Source organism: Ventosimonas gracilis (genome assembly GCF_001580025.1).
Lineage (GTDB): Bacteria > Pseudomonadota > Gammaproteobacteria > Pseudomonadales > Pseudomonadaceae > Ventosimonas > Ventosimonas gracilis.
This window is the reverse complement of sequence record NZ_LSZO01000172.1, coordinates 16778-35283: the sequence shown is the minus strand read 5'-3', so window position 1 is coordinate 35283 and position 18506 is coordinate 16778. Positions and strand designations below refer to the sequence as shown.

At 54.1% G+C, this 18506-nt stretch carries 19 protein-coding genes and 1 tRNA gene; 6 read left to right on the top strand and 14 right to left on the bottom strand.

The genetic code is table 11. From position 1 onward, the window contains the following. Positions 1-103 precede the first annotated feature (103 nt). Complete coding sequence (locus AXE65_RS09180; protein ID WP_068391219.1) at positions 104-1096, top strand: IS110 family transposase; 993 nt, start codon at positions 104-106, stop codon at positions 1094-1096. Positions 1097-1504: 408 nt separating this feature from the next. Here the strand turns inward: AXE65_RS09180 and AXE65_RS09175 are convergent, their stop codons facing one another. The 9 genes from AXE65_RS09175 to AXE65_RS09135 form a co-directional block, all read right to left on the bottom strand. Next, entirely contained in the window at positions 1505-2254 is a 750-nt protein-coding gene (locus tag AXE65_RS09175) for an IS5 family transposase (RefSeq protein WP_068391216.1), read from the bottom strand. A gap of 141 nt (positions 2255-2395) precedes the next feature. Further along, positions 2396-2929, bottom strand: a complete 534-nt coding sequence (locus AXE65_RS09170; RefSeq protein ID WP_068391213.1) for a GspH/FimT family pseudopilin — start codon at positions 2927-2929, stop codon at positions 2396-2398. A 74-nt stretch (positions 2930-3003) separates the two neighbouring features. Next, positions 3004-3894, bottom strand: a complete 891-nt coding sequence (locus AXE65_RS09165) for a DMT family transporter (RefSeq protein ID WP_068391210.1) — start codon at positions 3892-3894, stop codon at positions 3004-3006. 44 nt (positions 3895-3938) lie between these two features. Beyond that, positions 3939-4616, bottom strand: coding sequence for a DUF502 domain-containing protein (locus AXE65_RS09160; protein WP_068391207.1), 678 nt, complete (start codon positions 4614-4616; stop codon positions 3939-3941). A gap of 42 nt (positions 4617-4658) precedes the next feature. Further along, complete coding sequence (locus AXE65_RS09155; RefSeq protein ID WP_068391205.1) at positions 4659-4979, bottom strand: TusE/DsrC/DsvC family sulfur relay protein; 321 nt, start codon at positions 4977-4979, stop codon at positions 4659-4661. Continuing rightward, complete coding sequence (gene tusB / locus AXE65_RS09150) at positions 4976-5275, bottom strand: sulfurtransferase complex subunit TusB (RefSeq protein WP_068391201.1); 300 nt, start codon at positions 5273-5275, stop codon at positions 4976-4978. The genes AXE65_RS09155 and tusB overlap by 4 nt, the downstream gene beginning before the upstream one ends. Positions 5276-5278: 3 nt before the next feature. Next, on the bottom strand, positions 5279-5635 hold the full coding sequence (gene tusC, locus AXE65_RS09145) for a sulfurtransferase complex subunit TusC (protein WP_068391198.1): 357 nt from the start codon (positions 5633-5635) through the stop codon (positions 5279-5281). Further along, positions 5632-6018, bottom strand: a complete 387-nt coding sequence (tusD, locus tag AXE65_RS09140; RefSeq protein WP_068391195.1) for a sulfurtransferase complex subunit TusD — start codon at positions 6016-6018, stop codon at positions 5632-5634. Before tusD ends, tusC begins: the two co-directional genes overlap by 4 nt. A 65-nt stretch (positions 6019-6083) precedes the next feature. Further along, positions 6084-6746, bottom strand: a complete 663-nt coding sequence (locus AXE65_RS09135) for a Bax inhibitor-1/YccA family protein (protein WP_068391192.1) — start codon at positions 6744-6746, stop codon at positions 6084-6086. Between the two features lie 143 nt (positions 6747-6889). On the opposite strand from AXE65_RS09135, the gene AXE65_RS09130 reads away from it, so the two are divergent. After that, a tRNA-Ser gene (locus AXE65_RS09130) sits at positions 6890-6977 on the top strand. A 114-nt stretch (positions 6978-7091) separates the two neighbouring features. Here the strand turns inward: AXE65_RS09130 and ribBA are convergent. From ribBA to AXE65_RS09115, 3 genes are read right to left on the bottom strand one after another with little or no spacing between them, the layout of a single operon-like run. Next, positions 7092-8174 (bottom strand): bifunctional 3,4-dihydroxy-2-butanone-4-phosphate synthase/GTP cyclohydrolase II, encoded by a 1083-nt coding sequence (ribBA, locus tag AXE65_RS09125; protein ID WP_068391189.1) that lies wholly within the window; start codon positions 8172-8174, stop codon positions 7092-7094. Positions 8175-8209: 35 nt separating this feature from the next. Next, positions 8210-8857, bottom strand: a complete 648-nt coding sequence (locus AXE65_RS09120; protein ID WP_068391184.1) for a riboflavin synthase — start codon at positions 8855-8857, stop codon at positions 8210-8212. 12 nt (positions 8858-8869) lie between these two features. Further along, a complete protein-coding gene (locus AXE65_RS09115; protein ID WP_068391181.1) occupies positions 8870-9847 on the bottom strand; it encodes an NADPH:quinone reductase in 978 nt (325 codons plus the stop codon). A 93-nt stretch (positions 9848-9940) separates the two neighbouring features. Between AXE65_RS09115 and hemF the strand changes: the two genes are divergently transcribed. Continuing rightward, a complete protein-coding gene (gene hemF, locus AXE65_RS09110; protein ID WP_239685062.1) occupies positions 9941-10849 on the top strand; it encodes an oxygen-dependent coproporphyrinogen oxidase in 909 nt (302 codons plus the stop codon). Positions 10850-10873: 24 nt separating this feature from the next. Further along, positions 10874-11692, top strand: coding sequence for a shikimate dehydrogenase (gene aroE / locus AXE65_RS09105; RefSeq protein WP_068391176.1), 819 nt, complete (start codon positions 10874-10876; stop codon positions 11690-11692). A gap of 263 nt (positions 11693-11955) precedes the next feature. Here aroE and serB read toward each other — a convergent pair whose 3' ends face one another. Together serB and AXE65_RS09095 are read right to left on the bottom strand one after the other, a co-directional pair. Next, a complete protein-coding gene (gene serB / locus AXE65_RS09100) occupies positions 11956-12834 on the bottom strand; it encodes a phosphoserine phosphatase SerB (protein WP_068391173.1) in 879 nt (292 codons plus the stop codon). Between the two features lie 52 nt (positions 12835-12886). Next, entirely contained in the window at positions 12887-14401 is a 1515-nt protein-coding gene (locus tag AXE65_RS09095; RefSeq protein ID WP_079214122.1) for a TolC family outer membrane protein, read from the bottom strand. A gap of 221 nt (positions 14402-14622) precedes the next feature. Here AXE65_RS09095 and mfd point away from each other — a divergent pair, with 221 nt between their 5' ends. Together mfd and fliJ are read left to right on the top strand one after the other, a co-directional pair. After that, entirely contained in the window at positions 14623-18021 is a 3399-nt protein-coding gene (mfd, locus tag AXE65_RS09090) for a transcription-repair coupling factor (protein WP_068391222.1), read from the top strand. Continuing rightward, positions 18018-18503 (top strand): flagellar export protein FliJ, encoded by a 486-nt coding sequence (gene fliJ / locus AXE65_RS09085; protein ID WP_068391170.1) that lies wholly within the window; start codon positions 18018-18020, stop codon positions 18501-18503. Before mfd ends, fliJ begins: the two co-directional genes overlap by 4 nt. The last annotated feature ends 3 nt before the right edge of the window (positions 18504-18506 follow it).

The window sequence follows — 18506 nt, the reverse complement described above, 5'->3', positions numbered from 1 at the left end:
TTCAATCATCGACATGAAAACATCTATCTGGCCTTGCTAAAATTACTGCGTGAACAGCCGCTTTGATCGCGTTTGCTTCCTAAGACCCATGCAAGATAGGGCTATGACGAAGATTTCTCAAAACCAAGACGCGCTGTTTGTCGGCATTGACGTTTCCAAGGCGACGCTGGAAGTGGCGTTGGACGACAAATGCGAGACTGAACAATTCAGCAACGACGATGCGGGCATTGCCGCATTGCTTGCGCGGCTGCAGAGTCTGGATGTGACACTGGTGCTGATGGAGGCGACCGGCGGCTTTGAACGGGCGCTGGCGCGGCATCTGTGCCTGTCGGGTTTGGCGGTCATTGTGGCCAATCCACGCCAGGCGCGTGATTTTGCCAAGGCGATGGGCTATCTGACCAAGACCGACAGCGTGGACGCACGGGTGCTGTCGCACTTTGCCCGTACCCTGCACGGCAGCGAGCGGTGCGAGCAGTTGTTGCTGCGCTTGCCCAGTGTGGAGCAGCAAGAGCTGGCCGCGTTGGTGGCACGCCGTGCGCAAGTAGTGCAGGCGCGTACTGCCGAGCGCAACCGCCTGCCGTTGGCGCATCGGCTGCAAACCAAAAGCATCCACACCATCATCAAGGCGCTGGACAAGGAGATCCAGGCATTGGATGCCGAGATCGAGCGCAGGCTCGACAAGCACTTCAAGGACAAGCTCGATTTACTCAAGGGCATCAAAGGCATCGGTCGCGCGACGCAGGCTGTGCTGATGAGCATGCTGCCCGAGTTGGGCCATGCCAACCGGCGCGGCATTGGCAAGTTGGTCGGTGTCGCTCCTCTGGCGCGTGACAGCGGCACAATGCGCGGCAGGCGTACTTGCTGGGGCGGACGCGCTGATGTGCGTACCGTGCTGTATATGGCGGCATTAAGCGCTGTGCGATTCGATCCGACCATCCGTGCGTTCTACCAGCGCCTGAAAGCCGCCGGTAAGCCGTCCAAGGTCGCGCTGGTCGCCTGCATGCGAAAACTGCTGACCACCATCAACGCCATCTTGAAATCCGGCATCGCGTGGTCGCCTACTTATCCACAGGAAAATTCTATGAAAATCGCTTGACTTTGAACACAGTTGCTGACGGGCATTACCTGTACTGCGATGTCCCCAGCGTTCGTCGAGGCGTTCAGCATCTTGCGGATATTGGCGATGTGCGCCAGGGCGGTTTCACGCAATGCCGGTTGCTCAGTCGGTTCTGGGCAGTCTTCGGTACGTAGCGCACCAGCAGGCCGATTCTCGACAGTCCTTGGGGTGGCAGACGTCTCCTTACGACCTGCCCACAAGCGGAACTCACCCGCAAAAACGCGTTTCACCAAGGCGAAGAAGTAGGCCACAACATTGCATTGCACACGGTGCCCTCTAGCTGCGCGCCTGCAACTCGTCGAGCACTTCTTGGCGATGCTGCGGTGGCAGCCGCCGCAAGGCGGCCTGCACGTCTTTTTGCTGATCTGCCTAGGGTCTGTTCCCGTTTCACATGGGTAGCCACATAAAGGCGCATGACATGGCGATGACGCCTTGATAATTTCGCTTGAGTTTGTCAAAGCGTGTAGCGACGGCGCGAAAGTGCTTCAGGCGGGCAAAGACGTTTTCGACCAGATGCCGGTAGCGATAAAGCGCTTTGTCCATATCCACGTTGTCTTTGGCAGAGTTGCGTCTTCTCGGGATGATCGCTTTCGCACCTTGCCGTTCAATGCATTCACGGATGGTTTGACTATCGTAGCCCTTGTCGGCAATAAAGGTTTGCCCATCGGGCAATTGCTCAATGAGGGCTGGCGCTTGCGTGCAATCATTGATCTGTCCGCCAGTGATTTCAAAAGCCACAGGCCATCCGAACGCATCGACGGCCATGTGAATTTTACTGGTGTTGCCTGCTCGGCTTTTGCCGATGGCCTGCTCCTGACCGCCAGCGGCTCCCGCGCTATGCTGGTGCGCCTTGGCGTAGCTGCCATCGATGAACACCCATTCCAAGTCGGGTTCTACCACCAGCGCCTGAAAGACCTTGAGCCATTTGCCCGTGGCACACCAGGCGTTGAACCGCTTGTAGACCTTACTCCAGGAACCAAAGGCTGGAGGCAGGTCGCGCCAAGGGCAGCCAACGCGCATTCGATACAGCATTCCCTCTACCGCCATGCGTAAATCCCGTTTGTGATAAACACCGTTTTGCAGCAAAATCCGTTTCAGCTTCGACCAGTGCTCGTCACTGAGTAACAATCGGGGCATGGCAAGTCCGTTTCAAAGGTGTGTGAGAACTCCTATGATGCGGACTTGCCTTTCTTTTTCAATAATTTGACACGAAACGGGAACAGACCCTAGGCATTGCAGTGAACCTTTTAACGAATGTATGCTGAAATAGACCGGCATTTAATCGCAACGCGCATTAGCCGGCGCTGCTTGGTTTCGGATACGACCGGCAAAATTAACCACCACCTGATGCAGCGCTTCTTTTTTATAACAAAGGGTAAAAGTACCGTTGCTACCAGCGGCGCTGCCATCGGCTTTAAAGCGGATAAAAGCGTTACCGCCCGCACCTTGCCAGCGCCAGAAGAAATCGCCGCTGTGCGCAAACACGCGAAGAGGCTCGTTTGTTCTGTGCATACGGCTCATCGGTTCATCCAAGGTCAGCAACCAATCATTACGCCAAAGCCGCTCAGTTTGGCAACCCTCAGCAAAACTGCCACTGCATAAGCGCAAGGCATGATGCCGCTCTACCGCCTCGCTGCGCGTGTAATTCAGTGCGCCTATCAGTAAATTCACTTCCGCCGTTTTACGCTGATTACGAACAAAGGTTTGCATCGCAGGCAAAGCGACGGCGAGCAAAATGCTAAGTATGCTGAGGGTAATTATAAGTTCAAGCAGGCTAAAACCGCCTTGCACGGCTTTTTGTGGGGTTTGCATTTTCGGCCTCCTTGCCAAAAATGGCTTTTCGTTATTAAAACTCCTCTACTGCCAAATCCAGATTGAACCTTGATTTAAGTTGACACTGAGCGTTGTTGCAACCAAGCCGCCGCAATACCGCTCGTGCAAATCACGGCAATACCCAACAAACTGCTGCTCACCGGCCATTGACCAAAAAATATCCAGCCAATGGCGGTCGCAAAGACCAAGGTGCAATAACTAAAAGGTGCCAGCAAAGCCGGAGCGGCGTAGCAAAAGGCTTGATTAAGCGCAAGGTGCGAGAACATGCCAAAAGCGCCCAGCGCCAACATCCAAAGTGCATGGTTAATACTGGCGGGCAGTTGCCAGAAAAACGGCACCAATGCCGTCATAATCAAGGTATTTTGCACACCGGCAAAAAAGTTACTGGTGACGCTGCTGTCATATTCGGCCAGTTTTCGCGTCAACAGCTGATAACCACAAAAAGACAGGGCGGCACTGAGCGGCAGCAAAATCGCCGGAGTAAAAAAGTCGCTGCGCGGATGCACAATAATCAATACACCCATAAAGCCAAAAGAAACGGCAAGCCATTGGCCTAAACTGACCCGTTCATTTAAAACCCAAGGGGAAAATGCCGTCACCAATAATGGCGTTAAAAAATTAACGGCCGTGGATTCGGCGAGCGGAATAAACAATAGGCCGCAAATAAATAGCAGGCTGGTCGCCAACAAACAAAATGCACGCAGTACCTGTAATCCCGGGCGCTTGCTGTACAGAATACGAAGTCCCGAGCGCGGTAAAAACCATGCTGCCATTAACGAAGTATGTATCAGATAGCGCACCCAAATAACCATCACAATGGGGTAAAACTCGGCCAGGTATTTATTTAACGCATCGTGACTGGCAAACATAAAGGTGGCAAGCAACATTAAACCAATGCCCGCCAAAGGATGGCTGTTGTTTGCCAATGTATTAGATGATTTCATTTCAATTTATTGTAAAAATTATTGGAGAAAACAAGGATGCTTTATCAACTATCTACCGATGTGGTTTTAGCTCTATCCGTTTGCGCAGGTAATTGTGGCGGGTTGATACCCATTGAAAGATAAATGCTGGTAAACGCATCAATGCCCATATCCGCCGGTTTTACCCAGTCGGTTGGTACATAAAGCAGGCCACCGCCCACTGGAATCGGCGCGGTGGGAATCAGCACCGCGTAATAATCGCGCCCGTCAATAACTATTGGTTTGGGATTAGGCAGCAATGCAAGCGCCGCCGCACCTTTGCCACCGAAAAAACACCAAACCGGACTCATTGCGCTAATGTCAGCAGCGCCTTCTTGCTTATCGACCAAAGCCACAAAGCGTTCGGCCAATCCATAGAGCTTGCTGATCACCGGTATCCGCCCAAGAACGGCGTTAATCAGTTTGTTTAGTGGTGCTTTTAACCCGCGCTGTACGGCAAAACCCAAGCAATAAACCGCCGCAATCAACAATAAAGTACCCAGCCAATAAGCCAGCAGTGCGTTATTGGTCAAGGGTTCGCCCAGCACGGCAAACAATTGGCCGAGCAAAGTGGCCGGCCCCAATAATTTAGCCAGCAGGTTAACCAGCCAAGCCAATAATGCCAAGGTCAAGGCCAGTGGTAAAACAACCAATAATCCAGCCAACCAAGTGGCGAGAAGGTTCTTTAAACTTTGTTTTAACATGGGCAATCGCTTGGGTTTATCACCGAGTTAGAAGGCGGAAGATTACAGGCAATTATTGGGTTTGGGCAGTCCCGCCAAACGTGCAATTTGTCTTGCTGGACTGCCTTGAAACAGCCGATTGATATACAGACTGTTGCCTTTATCTTCTCCCAGTTTTTCTTTGGCATAGCGAACCAACGCACGCATATTGGGTGCAAGCTGAAATTCGTCATAAAAAGTTCGAACCAATTCAATAAGTTCCCAATGGGCTTTAGCCAGCGTCAAGCCTTCACGCAGCGCCAGGGCTTCGGCCACTTGCGGCGTCCAGTCGTGCAGATCGAGTAAGTGGCCGTCTTTATCCAAAAGCTTCTGCAAGTCATTCATAACCAGCTATTGACCCGTGCATAGCGAGTGCAGAGTTCGACAAAATCGGGGTAATCCAGTGCTTGCAAACGGGCAGGCGCTTTTAGCGCGCGCGCTTTAAGGTCTTCTTCCAGCGCAAACAAGCGGATGCCCTCTGGCAAATTTTGCAACTCGGCATAGGGCGCTGTACCCGGCTGCACGGCATAGACCGCATCGCCTGTCAATAGCAGGCCATCCGCATCCGATAACAAGCGCAGACAGCTACCCCATTGATTGTCGCTAAAAGGCGAACGGGAAAGCAGATGTAAAGTAGCCATAGATTAAAGCGTGATAATTTGATGGTAACGGCTGAATAATTCGGCGATTTGTTTATCATCCAGCCAGTGCACGGCTAAATGAACTTCGCTTTCTTTAAGCCCGCGTTCCATTAAGCTGGATTTAGCCGCATAGCAATCATCGATACCAAATAACGGCAGCGCTTTAAGATTGGCGTTAAGGTCTTTTTGTTGCAGGCAATGGGCTTGTTGGTTAGCCGTTAATTGAAACAAGCCATCATCCAAAAACAGTAGTGCCACTGGTAAATCAAAAGCCGCCGCTGCAAGCACTATTTCCAACGCTTCGCGAGCGCTGGCTCCCGCCCAAGGCGCGCTGCGGCTAACCATTAATAGGGATTTCATGCAAAGCAAAGCAAACGGTCAGACTGCTGTATGGCTTCGTGCAATTGCCCTAAACCAGACAATTGCCAAGGTTCATTCAGGTTAGCGGCGCTTCGTCCGTAGCGCTTGGCTTCTTCTGTATCCAACAAACCCCGGCGCAAGGCACTGGCAATGCAGACCACTGAATCCAGTTGTTGCTGCTTGATAAATTGCTGCCATTGCTTGGCGATATCGGTTTCATCCTGAGCTGTTACGATATTGTTGGAGGCTGTTTGTACACCATCCTGATACAAAAACAGGCGCACAATCTTATGCCCACTTTCGACCACGGCCTCAGCAAAACGTAAAGCGCGTCGTGCCGCCGGAGTATGTGGCGCGGAAAATAAAGCAATGGCAAATTTCATGTCTATTCACAATTAACTATAAAAAAGCCCGCAATTCGCGGGCTTTTTCGTTAAACCGGCGACAATCAGTCATCACCAGCAAAAGCGCCGATTAAGTGAAGCAGGCTTAAAAACAGGTTGTAAATCGATACATAAAGGCCAACGGTCGCTATGATGTAGTTACGTTCGCCACCATGAATAATGGCGCTGGTCTCATACAAAATGCAGGCCGAAGAAAACAGCACAAAAGCCGCGCTGATAGCCAGTGAAAGGCCGCTGATCTGAAAAGCCCAATTAGCGACCATCGCCCCTAGCAGTACAAAAACACCAGCAATGATAAAACCCGATAAAAAGCTCATATCTTTACGGGTGGTCAGCACGTAAGCAGACAAACCGCAAAATACCAGCGCTGTCATGGAGAAAGCCGCCGCCACTATGCCAGCGCCACCACGAATACTGAGGTAGTAGCTGATAATCGGCCCCAGCGTCATCCCCATAAAGCCGGTTAGTGCGAAAACAGAAACCAGCCCCCAAGGGGAGTTGCGCAATTTGTGGGTAAGAAAAAGCAAACCATAAAAGCCAACCAAGATAATAAGAAAGTGCATAGGTGCGCTATTGCGCATTAAAAAGGCAGTGAATGCGCTAAACAGCAGGGTCAGCCCCAGCAATCCATAGGTATTGCGCAGTACATTGCTCACCTCAAGCTGTGTCGCTTGCGCTTTCTCAAGGCTTAAATTTTGCTCTTGCATGGCAAATCTCCTGTTCGTGCAAAGGCTAAAATATGAACTGGCGCATCATAGCAGATAAGATGCATCTGCCAAGTCCATGATGCGCTGAAAAATTTGACTGCTTGTTTCTTTGCCCCCGCGCTTGCGTTAAGATGCGCCCCTGCGGAAGTGTGGCCGAGCGGTTTAAGGCACTGGTCTTGAAAACCAGCGACGGGCAACCGTCCGTGAGTTCGAATCTCACCGCTTCCGCCATATTTAAATGCTCATCCAAGATACCTTCCTTCCTTGCTGCTCTTTAATTTATCGAGCAAGCCGCCACTCTATTCATGCGTTATTCATAATAGCGAGCTTGGCTTGATCGAAAGATTATTCAGCGGGCGGCAGGTATTCGACCACTTCCAAATCAAAGCCGGATAGCGCACTGAATTTCATCGGGGCGCTAAGTAGGCGCATTTGGCGAACGCCCAAGTCGCGCAGAATTTGCGAGCCTACGCCAACGGTGCTGTAGCTGGTCGGGCTTTGCGGCTCTACCGGCTCTAAATGCGCAAGCAGTTCTGCACCCGATAGCGGATTGCCCAGCAGCAATACCACGCCGCTACCGGCTTCGGCCACGCGCTGCATGGCGGCGCGCAGGCTCCAGCGGCCGGCTTGCTTGACCATCAGCAAATCACGCAGCGGTTCCATATTGTGGACACGCACCAGGGTCGGCTGCCCTGGGTCGATTTGTCCCAAGGTGAGCGCCATATGCACGCTGTCATCTAAGCGATTGCGATAGGTGACCAGATGAAATGCGCCCAGTTCAGTATCCAGCGGACGCTCGTCAATGCGGCTGACGGTGCGTTCGTGCAGCAGGCGGTAGTGGATAAGGTCGGCAATGGTGCCGATTTTAAGCTGATGCAGCTTGGCGAAGGCTTCAAGTTCCGCGCGTCTTGCCATGCTGCCATCATCGTTCATCACTTCGCAAATCACTCCGCTGCCGTCAAAACCTGCGAGCCTGGCCAGGTCGCAGGCCGCTTCGGTATGTCCGGCGCGTGCCAATACACCGCCGGGCTGCTCCATCAGCGGGAAGATATGCCCCGGGCTTACGATGTCGTCGGCTTTGGCATCACGCGCGGCGGCGGCTTGCACGGTGCGTGCACGGTCGGCAGCAGAAATGCCGGTCGTCACCCCTTGCGCCGCTTCAATCGAGACGGTGAATTTAGTGCCAAAGCCCGAGCCGTTACGCGCGGCCATTAAAGGCAATTGCAGGCGCTCGCAGCGCTCTTTGCTCATTGGCATGCAAATTAAGCCGCGCGCGTGTTTGGCCATAAAGTTGATCTGGGTGGCGGTGACAAACTCGGCGGCCATAATGACATCGCCTTCGTTTTCGCGGTCTTCATCGTCCATCAGAATGACCATTTTACCTTGGCGAATGTCTTCTATTAGTTCAGAAATGCTATTGAGTGCCATAAAACCATGCCGTAAAGGGGCGGGGAGGAAAGAAGTTACAAATAACCGTGCTCACCAAGAAAATGTTCGGTAATGGTGCCACTGGCAGGCTTTTCAGCTTGTAGTAATCGCTCTAAATAACGCGCGAGCAAATCCACTTCCAAATTAACCTTTGTGCCTGCTTGGTAATGCTGGCTGATGGTGAGCGCTATGGTGTGCGGGATAAGGGTTAAAGCAAATTCTGCGCCGCTGACTGCATTGACCGTCAAACTGGTGCCATCGACGGTAATTGAGCCTTTATGCGCGATATATTTGGCAAGCTCTCTTGGTGCGCGAATACGAAACTCCACCGCACGGGCATTGTCTTTTCTTGAGAGCACCTCGCCCACAGCATCGACATGACCACTGACCAAGTGTCCGCCTAAGCGCGAAGTGGCCAGCAGTGCTTTTTCCAGATTAAGCAAACTGCCTGTGCGCAAATGGCCGATAGTGGTATGGCTTAGCGTCTCGCGGCTGACATCGGCGCAAAAGCCATCTGTTAAACATTCGGTTACGGTCAGGCAAACGCCGTTAACGGCGATGCTGTCGCCTGGCTTGGTATCCGATAAATCAAGCGCCCTGCTGGCAATCTCAATACGACAGTCGCCGCCTTTATCTTGGCGCGAGCGTAATTGGCCGATGGCTTCAATAATGCCGGTAAACATCGTTATTCCTTACTAAGGCAGCAAAATACTTGAGCCTTGGGTTTTGCGGGCGGCGAGTTGTGCTTGCGCCTGCGGCGCATCGGCAAGCGGATAACGAGCACCAATATGCGCTTTAATCTGCCCGCTTTTCATGAGTTCAAATAATTCAGCGGCCATTTGCCGCAAGTTTTTGGCGTTATTGGCGTAATGAAACAACGTTGGGCGAGTGATATAGATTGAGCCTTTTTGCGTGAGCGTGCCAAGGTTCACCCCTTCCACCGAGCCTGAGGCATTGCCAAAGCTGACCAAAAGACCGCGTGGGGCAAGGCAATCAAGCGAGGTTTCCCAAGTGTCCTTGCCGACCGAGTCGTAAACCACCGGGCATTTTGCCTCTTGGGTAAGCTCTAGCACCCGTGCGGCAACATCTTCGCGGCTGTAATCAATCACTTGCCAAGCACCAGCGGCTTTTGCGCTTTGTGCTTTTTGCGCTGAAGAGACCGTACCGATTAACTTAACGCCCAAAGCCTTTGCCCACTGGCAGGCAAGCAAACCCACCCCACCCGCAGCGGCGTGCCAAAGGATGGTTTCTCCCGCTTTAACGGGATAAGTCTGCCGTAGCAGATATTGCACGGTTAAGCCTTTAAGCATCACCGCGGCGGCTTGTTCAAAACTGATGGCATCTGGCAGTTTGACCAATTTATCGGCAGGCACGGCATGCAACTGGCTGTACGCACCCAGCGGCGCGGTCGCGTAGGCGACCCGCTCACCCACTTGAAAATCCTTAACCTCACTGCCGATGGCGGCCACCACGCCCGCCCCTTCGCTGCCAAGCCCGGACGGCAAGGCGGGCGGCGGATACAGGCCGCTGCGGTAATAAATGTCGATAAAATTAAGGCCGATGGCGTGGTTTTTAACCAGTACCTCTTGTGCGCCCAGCGGCGCAGGTTGATAGCTGAGGTATTGAAGTACCTCGATACCGCCGTGGTGGGAAAACTGGATACGCATGGACATAAAACCAATCCTTTATTTTGACGATGGTCAAAGGTGGGGCGCAGCATGCTGCTATCCTTGCACGCCTTCCCCCCACTTGCCAAGGTGACAAACGTGAGCCTTCCCATCCAAACGGTTAAAAACTGGCTGCTGGATTTACAAGATCAAATTTGCAACGCGCTCGCCGAAGAAGACGGACAGCAGTCTTTCCGTGAAGAAAACTGGCAGCGCCCACAAGGTGGTGGTGGGCGCACGCGGGTGCTGGAAGAAGGCGCAGTGATTGAAAAAGGCGGGGTTAATTTCTCCCACGTCTTCGGCGAGGGTTTACCGCCTTCGGCCACTGCACAAAGGCCGGAACTGGCAGGTTGCCGTTTTGAAGCCTTGGGCGTTTCTTTAGTCATCCATCCGCGCAATCCGCATGTGCCGACATCACATGCTAATGTGCGGTTATTTGTAGCGAAAAAACCGGATGACTCGACGATTTGGTGGTTTGGCGGCGGTTTTGATTTAACCCCCTATTACGCCGTGGAAGAAGACTGCCGCTACTGGCATCAAGTCGCCCGTGAAGCCTGCCAGCCGTTTGGCGCGGATGTTTACCCACGTTTTAAAGCCTGGTGCGATGAGTATTTTTATCTCAAGCACCGCAGTGAGCCGCGCGGTATTGGCGGGCTGTTTTTTGATGATTTAAATGAATGGGATTTCGATACCAGTTTTGCCTTTTTACGCAGCGTGGGCGCTGCCTATATCAAAGCCTATCGGCCGATTGTGCAAAAGCGCAAAAATACGCCCTTTACCGAAGCACAGCGCGAATTTCAGGCGTTTCGCCGTGGTCGCTATGCAGAATTTAATCTGATTTACGACCGTGGCACGATATTTGGCCTGCAATCGGGCGGGCGCACTGAATCCATTTTGATGTCACTGCCGCCGCAAGTGCGCTGGGGGTATGACTGGCGACCCTTCGCGGGTAGCGAAGAAGCGCGTTTAACCGAATACTTTTTGCAAAATCGTAATTGGCTGGACTGAGGGCTTAGGAGAGGGTTGCCGCCGATGGATATGTACGCCGTATTTGGCAATCCCATTAGCCATAGCCTATCGCCGCACATTCACCTGCAATTTGCCGAGCAGTGCGGGCAAAACCTGCATTACCGCGCCATTCTTGCGCCGCTGGACGGTTTTGCCGAAAGTCTTGCTGATTTTTTTGCACAAGGCGGCAAAGGATGCAATATCACCGTGCCGTTTAAGCAGGATGCTTACCGGCTCTGTGATGAGTTGACTGAGCGCGCCAGGCGCGCCGCTGCGGTCAATACGCTTATTCGTAAGCCTGATGGCAAGCGGCTAGGCGATAACACCGATGGCGCGGGACTGCTGCGCGATTTAACGCAAAACCTTGCGCTGCCATTAAAAGGGCGGCGCATTTTGCTGCTGGGTGCTGGCGGTGCCGCGCGTGGCGTACTTGAGCCACTGCTGGGCGAAAATCCTGGCGAATTAGTGATTGCCAATCGCAGCTTGGATAAAGCGCGAAATCTGCTGGACGAGTTCGCCACGCTGGGTCCTTTGCGTGTCTGTGGTTTTGCCGATTTATCCCGCGAACAACCCTTTGAGCTGATTATCAACGCCACCAGCGCAAGCCTTGCCGGTGAACTGCCGCCGTTGCCAGACGGTTTACTGCAAGACCAAGGTGCTTGCTACGACATGCTCTACAGCAAAACGCCCACCCTGTTTCAACAATGGGCTGGCATACAGGGTGCGCTGGTCAATGCCGATGGCCTTGGCATGCTGGTTGAACAAGCCGCCGAAGCCTTCTTCCTCTGGCGCGGCATCAGGCCAGACAGCCGCGCCGTTTTAAAAGAGTTACGCGGGAGATAGGGTCTGTTCCCGCTTCAAACGCGAGCCGCGCTGCTGCTCAAAATTTCGCCAAACTAGGCGCAGCATGCAGCCAATGTGTACAACCTTGGCAAGTGCTGCAACGCCGTATGGCGAAATTTTGGGCGCAGCCCGAAGGGACGGGGCAGATTTTTCGCGCCGCTGTGTTGCTCGTCGTTCATTTGCATGAGCAAATTTCTCTTCTCGCGCCTTGCTGCGCGCAAAATCTGTCTCCGTCGCGGCCACGTTTGAAGCGGGAACAGACCCTACCCAGCCAGCCCCAACAAATACAGCAGGCCGTCCAGCCCAAAGTGGGAGATGGCGTGCTGCGCCTGTGCTTTGACTTTGGGTTTGGCGTGATAGGCAATGCCAAGTCCAGCCAGTTTTAACATGGGCAGGTCGTTGGCACCGTCGCCTACAGCAATGCACTGCGAGAGCTGTACGCCTTGTTGCTGCGCCAACTCGCTTAAACGCTGCGCTTTGGCGTTGGCATCGACTATCTTCTGCCCGGCCATACCGGTTAGCTTGCCGTCCTTAATCTCCAGCTCGTTGGCCAGTATCCAGTCAATCCCTAAGCGCTGCTGCAATCCTCGCGCAAAGTAGTCAAAACCGCCGGAAAGGATGGCGGTTTTAATGCCAAGTGGTTTTAGTCCGGCAAACAGACGCTCTGCCCCATCCATTAAGCGCAAACGCTCAAATACAGTTTGCAGTGCGCTTTCTGGCAGCCCCCTTAGCAGGGCAAGGCGGGCGGTAAAACTTTGCCGAAAGTCGATCTCGCCGCGCATGGCGCGTTCGGTCAATGCGGCCACCTCGGCAAATACGCCCGCTTCACGTGCCAGCTCATCGATCACTTCGGCCTTGATTAAGGTCGAATCCATATCAAACACGGCCAGTCGGTAGTGCTTTCGGGCGGCGCTGTCGGCTTGATAAACCAGGTCAATCGATTGCTTATCGGCAAGCATTTGCAAATCCGTGCGCAGCGCCGCTAAATCTTGTGGATGGCCGCGAAGCTGCCACTCAAAACAACCCAAAGACAAGCGGCGCGGCAGTGAAGCGGTCAAACCTTGGCGTTCGCAAAGGCTGTGCAAAGCGGATAACGGCGGGTCAATAACGCGGGTACTGAGCAGGCTTAGCAGTGCGGACAAGTGGTTTCTCTTTTATTAAAACGCCCGCCGGCAAAGCGGACGTGATGGCAAATTACGGCGCTGAGCGCGAAAGCCCGCCCAACGGCAAGAGCAGCGATTGATGCTGCGGGCTAAGACTCTGCACGGGTACGGCGGCCAGTTTGTTTTCCATCTCATAGATGGAGTATTCCGACAAATCCGGCGGCAGAAAGTCTTGATCCGGGTCGTAGTCCGGCTTTAGGTATTCGGCGAGAGCGGACAAGTCATCCGGACTTAAGGTGCCAGCGGCCTGCTTTAAGCGTAGATTGTCGAGAATGTAGTCGTAGCGGGCATCGTTATAGTTGCGCACCGCGCCGTACAACTGGCGCTGTACTTCAACCAAGTCAAGAATAGTGCGCGTGCCTAATTCGTAGCTCGCTTCGGTCACTTCCAGTGCGCTTTGGCTGGAGACAATCGCCTGTTTGCGTGCCTGCACCGTCGCCACATCGGCATTGACCGCGCGGTACAGGTTGCGGGCGTTTTGCACCACGCGCCGTTGCAGGCTTTCGCTGAGTTGTTCGGCCTGGGTTAACCTGGCCGTGGCTTCGCGCACGCGGGCGCTGGTTAAGCCGCCACTGTAAATCGGGATATTCAGTTGCAGACCAATGGCGCTTTGTTCGACGTCCCCACTGTAGCGCGGTGCCATGCCGCTATTGGTAAAACCTAAGCGGTCGTTGTCGCCTCGTTGATACTGCGCGAGTGCATCTAGCGTGGGCAGGTGGTCACTTTTATTCTGCCGCACCCTTTGCACGGCGGCATTGATACCGTGCTGGCTGGCGAGCAGTTCAAGGTTTTGCTGCATGGCGGCATCGACCCAAGCGCTGGCATCGGCCGGGGTCGGTGGCAGTATCGGCAGGCTGTGGCGAATGCCTTCCAGCGCCCGATACTGCTGTCCGGTCAATTGGCTTAAGGCTTCAAAGGCATCATCGACCAAACGCTCGGCGATAATCCGCGCGGCTTGTGCACCGTCATGCACCGCTTGCGCTTGCAGCATGTCGGTACGGTCGCCCAAACCCACGGCAAAGCGCTGCTCGGCCAAGTCGCGCTGGCGCTTGAAAGCCGCCTCTTCGGCGCGGGTGGAGGCGAGGTTGTCTTGTGCACGTAGCACCGCGAAGTAAGCCTCGGCGCTTTGCATAATCAGATTTTGTTCAGCGGCAGATAATTGCAGCAGCGCTTGTTCATCGGTGGCTTTGGCCGCTTTAAAGCCAAACCAACGGTCAATATGGAATAACGGCTGGTTCAAATTTGCCTGCCAGAGCAGGCCGCTGCGCTTTACTTTACGCTCTGGCGTATCAAGCTTGGTTTGATTAGTAGAGAAGCTGGCCCCCGCGCCCAGTTGCGGTAACAGCCCGGCGCGCGCTTGCGGCACAATTTCGCGAATGGCTTGGTAGTTGGCGCGCGCAGCGAGTATATCCGGATTGCTCTGCACCGCTTCACGCCAGATACTGACCAAATCGGCGCGCTCATTTTCCGCCGCAAGGGCACTTTGCAGGGCAACAGTCAAGGTCAACGGTAATAAAGCGGGTATCAAGGCAAATCTGTACGGCATATTAAGTACTCTCCTGCTAATTTTTATAGCCTGCTAATTCCGGCGGGCAGGCAGACCTTTACTACTGGTCGAGCAAGGCTACGGTTTGCCAATAAGGCGGTCAAGCAGATGTTTAGCGTTGTTTTCCCTCTCCCACCAATGGTTGAGAGAGTAAGACTGTGCAATGCCTTAGGTTACAATCCGCGCCTTTCTTTTTTGCCAACACTTAAGTGCCCGTGTCCTTGCCTATTTTCGACCTGCCCTACCCTGCCAATTTGTCCCGGTGCCAGCACTGGCCACCTTTGGCTGGCGCTGCGCAGGCGCTTGCCATCAGCGAGGCGGTCAAAAAAAGCGGGCGCTTTTGTCTGCTTTTGACCGAAGGCAGCGCCAGCGCTGAACGGCTGTCTGAAGAGCTGCGCTTTTTTGCGCAGGAGTTGCCGGTATTGCATTTTCCCGATTGGGAAACCCTGCCTTACGATGTGTTTTCCCCGCATCAGGACATTATTTCGCAGCGTTTAGCCACGCTTTACCGCTTGCCGCAAACGCAAAGTGGCGTGCTGGTAGTGCCGATTGCAACGGCGTTGCAACGCCTTGCACCGCCGTCATTTTTGTTGGGACAAAGCCTGCTGTTGGATGTCGGGCAAAAGCTCGACCGCGAGACCATGCGCCTGCGTCTTGCCGCTGCCGGTTACAGGCAGGTCGATAGCGTCTACGAGCACGGCGAATTTGCCGTGCGCGGGGCGATTTTGGATTTATTCCCGATGGGCAGCCGCCTGCCGCTGCGGATTGACCTGTTTGACGATGAAATCGAAAGCCTACGTCGCTTTGACCCACAAACGCAGCGCACACTGGATAAAGTCGAAAAAATTGAGCTGCTACCGGCGCGGGAATTTGCGCTGGATAAAGACAGCATCAACGCCTTTCGCAAGCGTTTTCGTGAACGTTTTGAAGTGGATTTACAACGCTGCCCGCTCTATCAGGATATATCTTGCGGTTTAATCCCCGCCGGTATCGAATACTGGCTGCCGCTGTTTTTTGAACAAAGCGCGAGCCTGTTTGATTATCTGCCCGAACACACCCAAGTTTTTTTACTGCCCGCTTTAATGCCCGCCGCCGAGCAATTTTGGGCGGATGCGAAAAATCGCTATCAAGAATACGGAGTAGACCGCACGCGCCCACTGCTAACGCCTGCGGAACTGTTTTTACCGGTAGAAGACTGTTTTGCAAGGCTTAAACGCTGGCCGCAAATCCACCTTACCACGGCCGATACATCCGCCTTGCCTGATGTGGCGATTGAAGCCAAAGCGCGCGAACCTTTAGCCAAGCTGCGCCGTTTTATTGAGGATTACCCAGGCCGCGTGCTGTTTTGCGCCGAATCCGCAGGTAGACGTGAGGCGCTGCTTGCGCAACTTTCCCGCATCCCGTTAAAACCTAAAGAAGTGGCCGGTTGGGCGCAATTTATCCCATCAAGCGAGCCCGTTTGCATCTGCATTGCCGCGCTGGAGCAAAGCCTTTTGACCGAACAAGTCGCGCTCATCAGTGAAAGCGCCCTGTTCGGCAAACAAGTTATGCAGCGGCGGCGGCGCACTCGCGGGCAAGCCAGCGGCGATGCGCTGATTAAAAACCTGTCGGAGCTTTCCATCGGTGCGCCGGTGGTGCATATCGACCACGGCGTGGGTCGCTATTTGGGCTTGGTCAGCATGGAATTTGACGGGCAAAGCGCTGAGTTCCTCGCCCTGCAATATGCAGGTGATGCCAAACTCTATGTGCCGGTTGCAAGCCTTCATCTGATTGCCCGCTATGCCGGAAGTGACGCAGACAGCGCCCCACTGCACCGCTTAGGCAGCGAGCAATGGCAAAAAGCCAAACGCAAAGCCGCGCAGCAGGTGCGTGACGTTGCCGCCGAACTTTTAGATACCTACGCCCGCCGCGCCGCCCGCGAGGGTTTTGCTTTTAGCGACCCTGCGGCGGATTACGCGGCTTTTGCGGCGGATTTTCCCTTTGAGGAAACCGCCGACCAGCAAGCGGCGATTGAAGCCGTACGCGCCGATATGCTCTCAGCAAAGCCAATGGATAGGCTGATTTGCGGTGATGTCGGCTTTGGTAAAACGGAAGTGGCCATGCGTGCGGCCTTTATCGCCGTACACAGCGGCAAGCAGGTCGCCGTACTGGTGCCAACCACCTTGCTGGCGCAACAGCACTACAACAGCTTCCGCGACCGCTTTGCCGATTGGCCGGTTGCGGTCGAGGTCATGAGCCGCTTTAAAAGCGCCAAGGATTTGGCCGAAGTGAGCCAACAACTGGAAGGCGGCAAAATCGACATCCTGATTGGCACGCACAAACTGCTGCAAAGCGACGTGCGTTTTCCCAATCTGGGGCTGGTTATTATCGATGAAGAACACCGCTTCGGCGTGCGCCAAAAAGAGCAGCTAAAAGCGTTGCGCAGCGAGGTAGACATTTTAACGCTCACCGCAACGCCCATTCCGCGCACGCTCAATATGGCGGTCGCTGGCATGCGCGATTTATCGATTATTGCGACCGCTCCGGCGCGGCGGCTGTCGGTGCGCACCTTTGTGCTGCAAAGCAATCCGGCCACGATTAAAGAAGCGCTGCTGCGCGAATTACTGCGCGGAGGGCAGGTCTACTACCTGCATAACGAGGTTAAATCCATCGAAAAATGCGCGGCAGATTTAACTGAATTAGTAGTGGAAGCGCGTATCGGCATTGCCCACGGGCAACTGCGCGAGCGCGAGCTGGAACAGGTGATGAGCGACTTCTACCACAAGCGTTTTAATGTGCTGGTGACTTCGACCATTATCGAAACCGGTATCGACATCCCCAGCGCCAATACCATCATCATCGACCGCGCCGATAAATTTGGCCTCGCCCAATTGCACCAATTACGCGGACGGGTCGGCCGCAGTCACCATCAGGCTTATGCTTATCTTTTAACTCCGCCGCCAAAACAAATGACCGACGACGCAAAGCGCCGCCTGGAAGCGATTGCCGGAGCACAAGATTTAGGCGCGGGCTTTATCCTCGCGACCCATGACCTGGAAATTCGCGGCGCAGGTGAACTCTTGGGCGAAGGCCAGAGCGGGCAAATCCAGGCGGTCGGCTTTACCCTTTATATGGAAATGCTCGAACGCGCGATTAAAGCCATTCAAAAAGGCGAGCAGCCCAATCTGGAACAACCCTTGGCGCATGGCACAGAAATTAACCTGCACCTGAGCGCGCTGATCCCAGAAGACTATCTGCCCGATGTGCAGGCGCGGCTAATCCTCTACAAACGCATCGCCAGCGCCGAAAATCTGGCGGCGCTGGATGAACTTCAGGTCGAAATGATTGACCGCTTTGGCCTGCTGCCGCCGCCTGCACGCAACCTGCTGCGCGTCACCGCGCTAAAACTGCTGGCTGAACCACTGGGTATCGACAAAATTGACTGCACTGCAAACGGCGCACGTATCGACTTTGCCGCCAGCACCCAGGTAGACCCGATAAAGCTGATTACGCTGGTACAAAGTGCGCCCAAACAATACCGCTTTGAAGGCACCTCACGGCTTAAATTAGATATCCCGATGGAGCGCATTGAAGAGCGCTTTGCTACGCTCGAAGCACTGCTTGAACGGCTTAGCCAATGAGACCTAATCCCGCCAAACGCTTGCAGCCGGTGATAGAGCAAGCGAAAAAGTTAGAACAAGAAGCCGCCGCCCAGCTTGCGCAGTGCCAGCGCGAGTTATCCCAACAACAAGCGCAACAAACCGCGTTACTGCGCTATCAGCTAGGCTATCAACAACAGTGGCAGCAACTGGGCAGACAAGGACAAAGCGCGCAAACACTGCAAGACTTCCGGCGCTTTCTCGAACAACTGCAAAGCGCCTTGGACGCGCAGCAAAAGCGTATCGAGCACAGCCAGCAGCAGGTTCAATCCGCGCAAAACCACTGGCAACAACAACACAGCCGAAGCGAAGCGCTACTTAAACTACAAAGCCGCTACCAAGCCTTGGCGCAACAACAAGAAAACCAACGCGAACAACGCCTGCAAGATGAATGGGCGCAGCGCCGCCAAGGGTTTTCGCTGCAAGACGCAAGTAGCCCAGCGCATCCTGATTCAGTTTATTAAGGA

Excerpts from the sequence above, each read along its gene's own strand:
- AXE65_RS09180 (WP_068391219.1), top strand. The coding sequence starts at position 104 with ATGACGAAGATTTCTCAAAACCAAGACGCGCTGTTTGTCGGCATTGAC.
- AXE65_RS09175 (WP_068391216.1), bottom strand. The coding sequence starts at position 2,254 with ATGCCCCGATTGTTACTCAGTGACGAGCACTGGTCGAAGCTGAAACGG.
- AXE65_RS09170 (WP_068391213.1), bottom strand. The coding sequence starts at position 2,929 with ATGCAAACCCCACAAAAAGCCGTGCAAGGCGGTTTTAGCCTGCTTGAA.
- AXE65_RS09165 (WP_068391210.1), bottom strand. The coding sequence starts at position 3,894 with ATGAAATCATCTAATACATTGGCAAACAACAGCCATCCTTTGGCGGGC.
- AXE65_RS09160 (WP_068391207.1), bottom strand. The coding sequence starts at position 4,616 with ATGTTAAAACAAAGTTTAAAGAACCTTCTCGCCACTTGGTTGGCTGGA.
- AXE65_RS09155 (WP_068391205.1), bottom strand. The coding sequence starts at position 4,979 with ATGAATGACTTGCAGAAGCTTTTGGATAAAGACGGCCACTTACTCGAT.
- tusB (WP_068391201.1), bottom strand. The coding sequence starts at position 5,275 with ATGGCTACTTTACATCTGCTTTCCCGTTCGCCTTTTAGCGACAATCAA.
- tusC (WP_068391198.1), bottom strand. The coding sequence starts at position 5,635 with ATGAAATCCCTATTAATGGTTAGCCGCAGCGCGCCTTGGGCGGGAGCC.
- tusD (WP_068391195.1), bottom strand. The coding sequence starts at position 6,018 with ATGAAATTTGCCATTGCTTTATTTTCCGCGCCACATACTCCGGCGGCA.
- AXE65_RS09135 (WP_068391192.1), bottom strand. The coding sequence starts at position 6,746 with ATGCAAGAGCAAAATTTAAGCCTTGAGAAAGCGCAAGCGACACAGCTT.
- ribBA (WP_068391189.1), bottom strand. The coding sequence starts at position 8,174 with ATGGCACTCAATAGCATTTCTGAACTAATAGAAGACATTCGCCAAGGT.
- AXE65_RS09120 (WP_068391184.1), bottom strand. The coding sequence starts at position 8,857 with ATGTTTACCGGCATTATTGAAGCCATCGGCCAATTACGCTCGCGCCAA.
- AXE65_RS09115 (WP_068391181.1), bottom strand. The coding sequence starts at position 9,847 with ATGTCCATGCGTATCCAGTTTTCCCACCACGGCGGTATCGAGGTACTT.
- aroE (WP_068391176.1), top strand. The coding sequence starts at position 10,874 with ATGGATATGTACGCCGTATTTGGCAATCCCATTAGCCATAGCCTATCG.
- AXE65_RS09095 (WP_079214122.1), bottom strand. The coding sequence starts at position 14,401 with ATGCCGTACAGATTTGCCTTGATACCCGCTTTATTACCGTTGACCTTG.
- fliJ (WP_068391170.1), top strand. The coding sequence starts at position 18,018 with ATGAGACCTAATCCCGCCAAACGCTTGCAGCCGGTGATAGAGCAAGCG.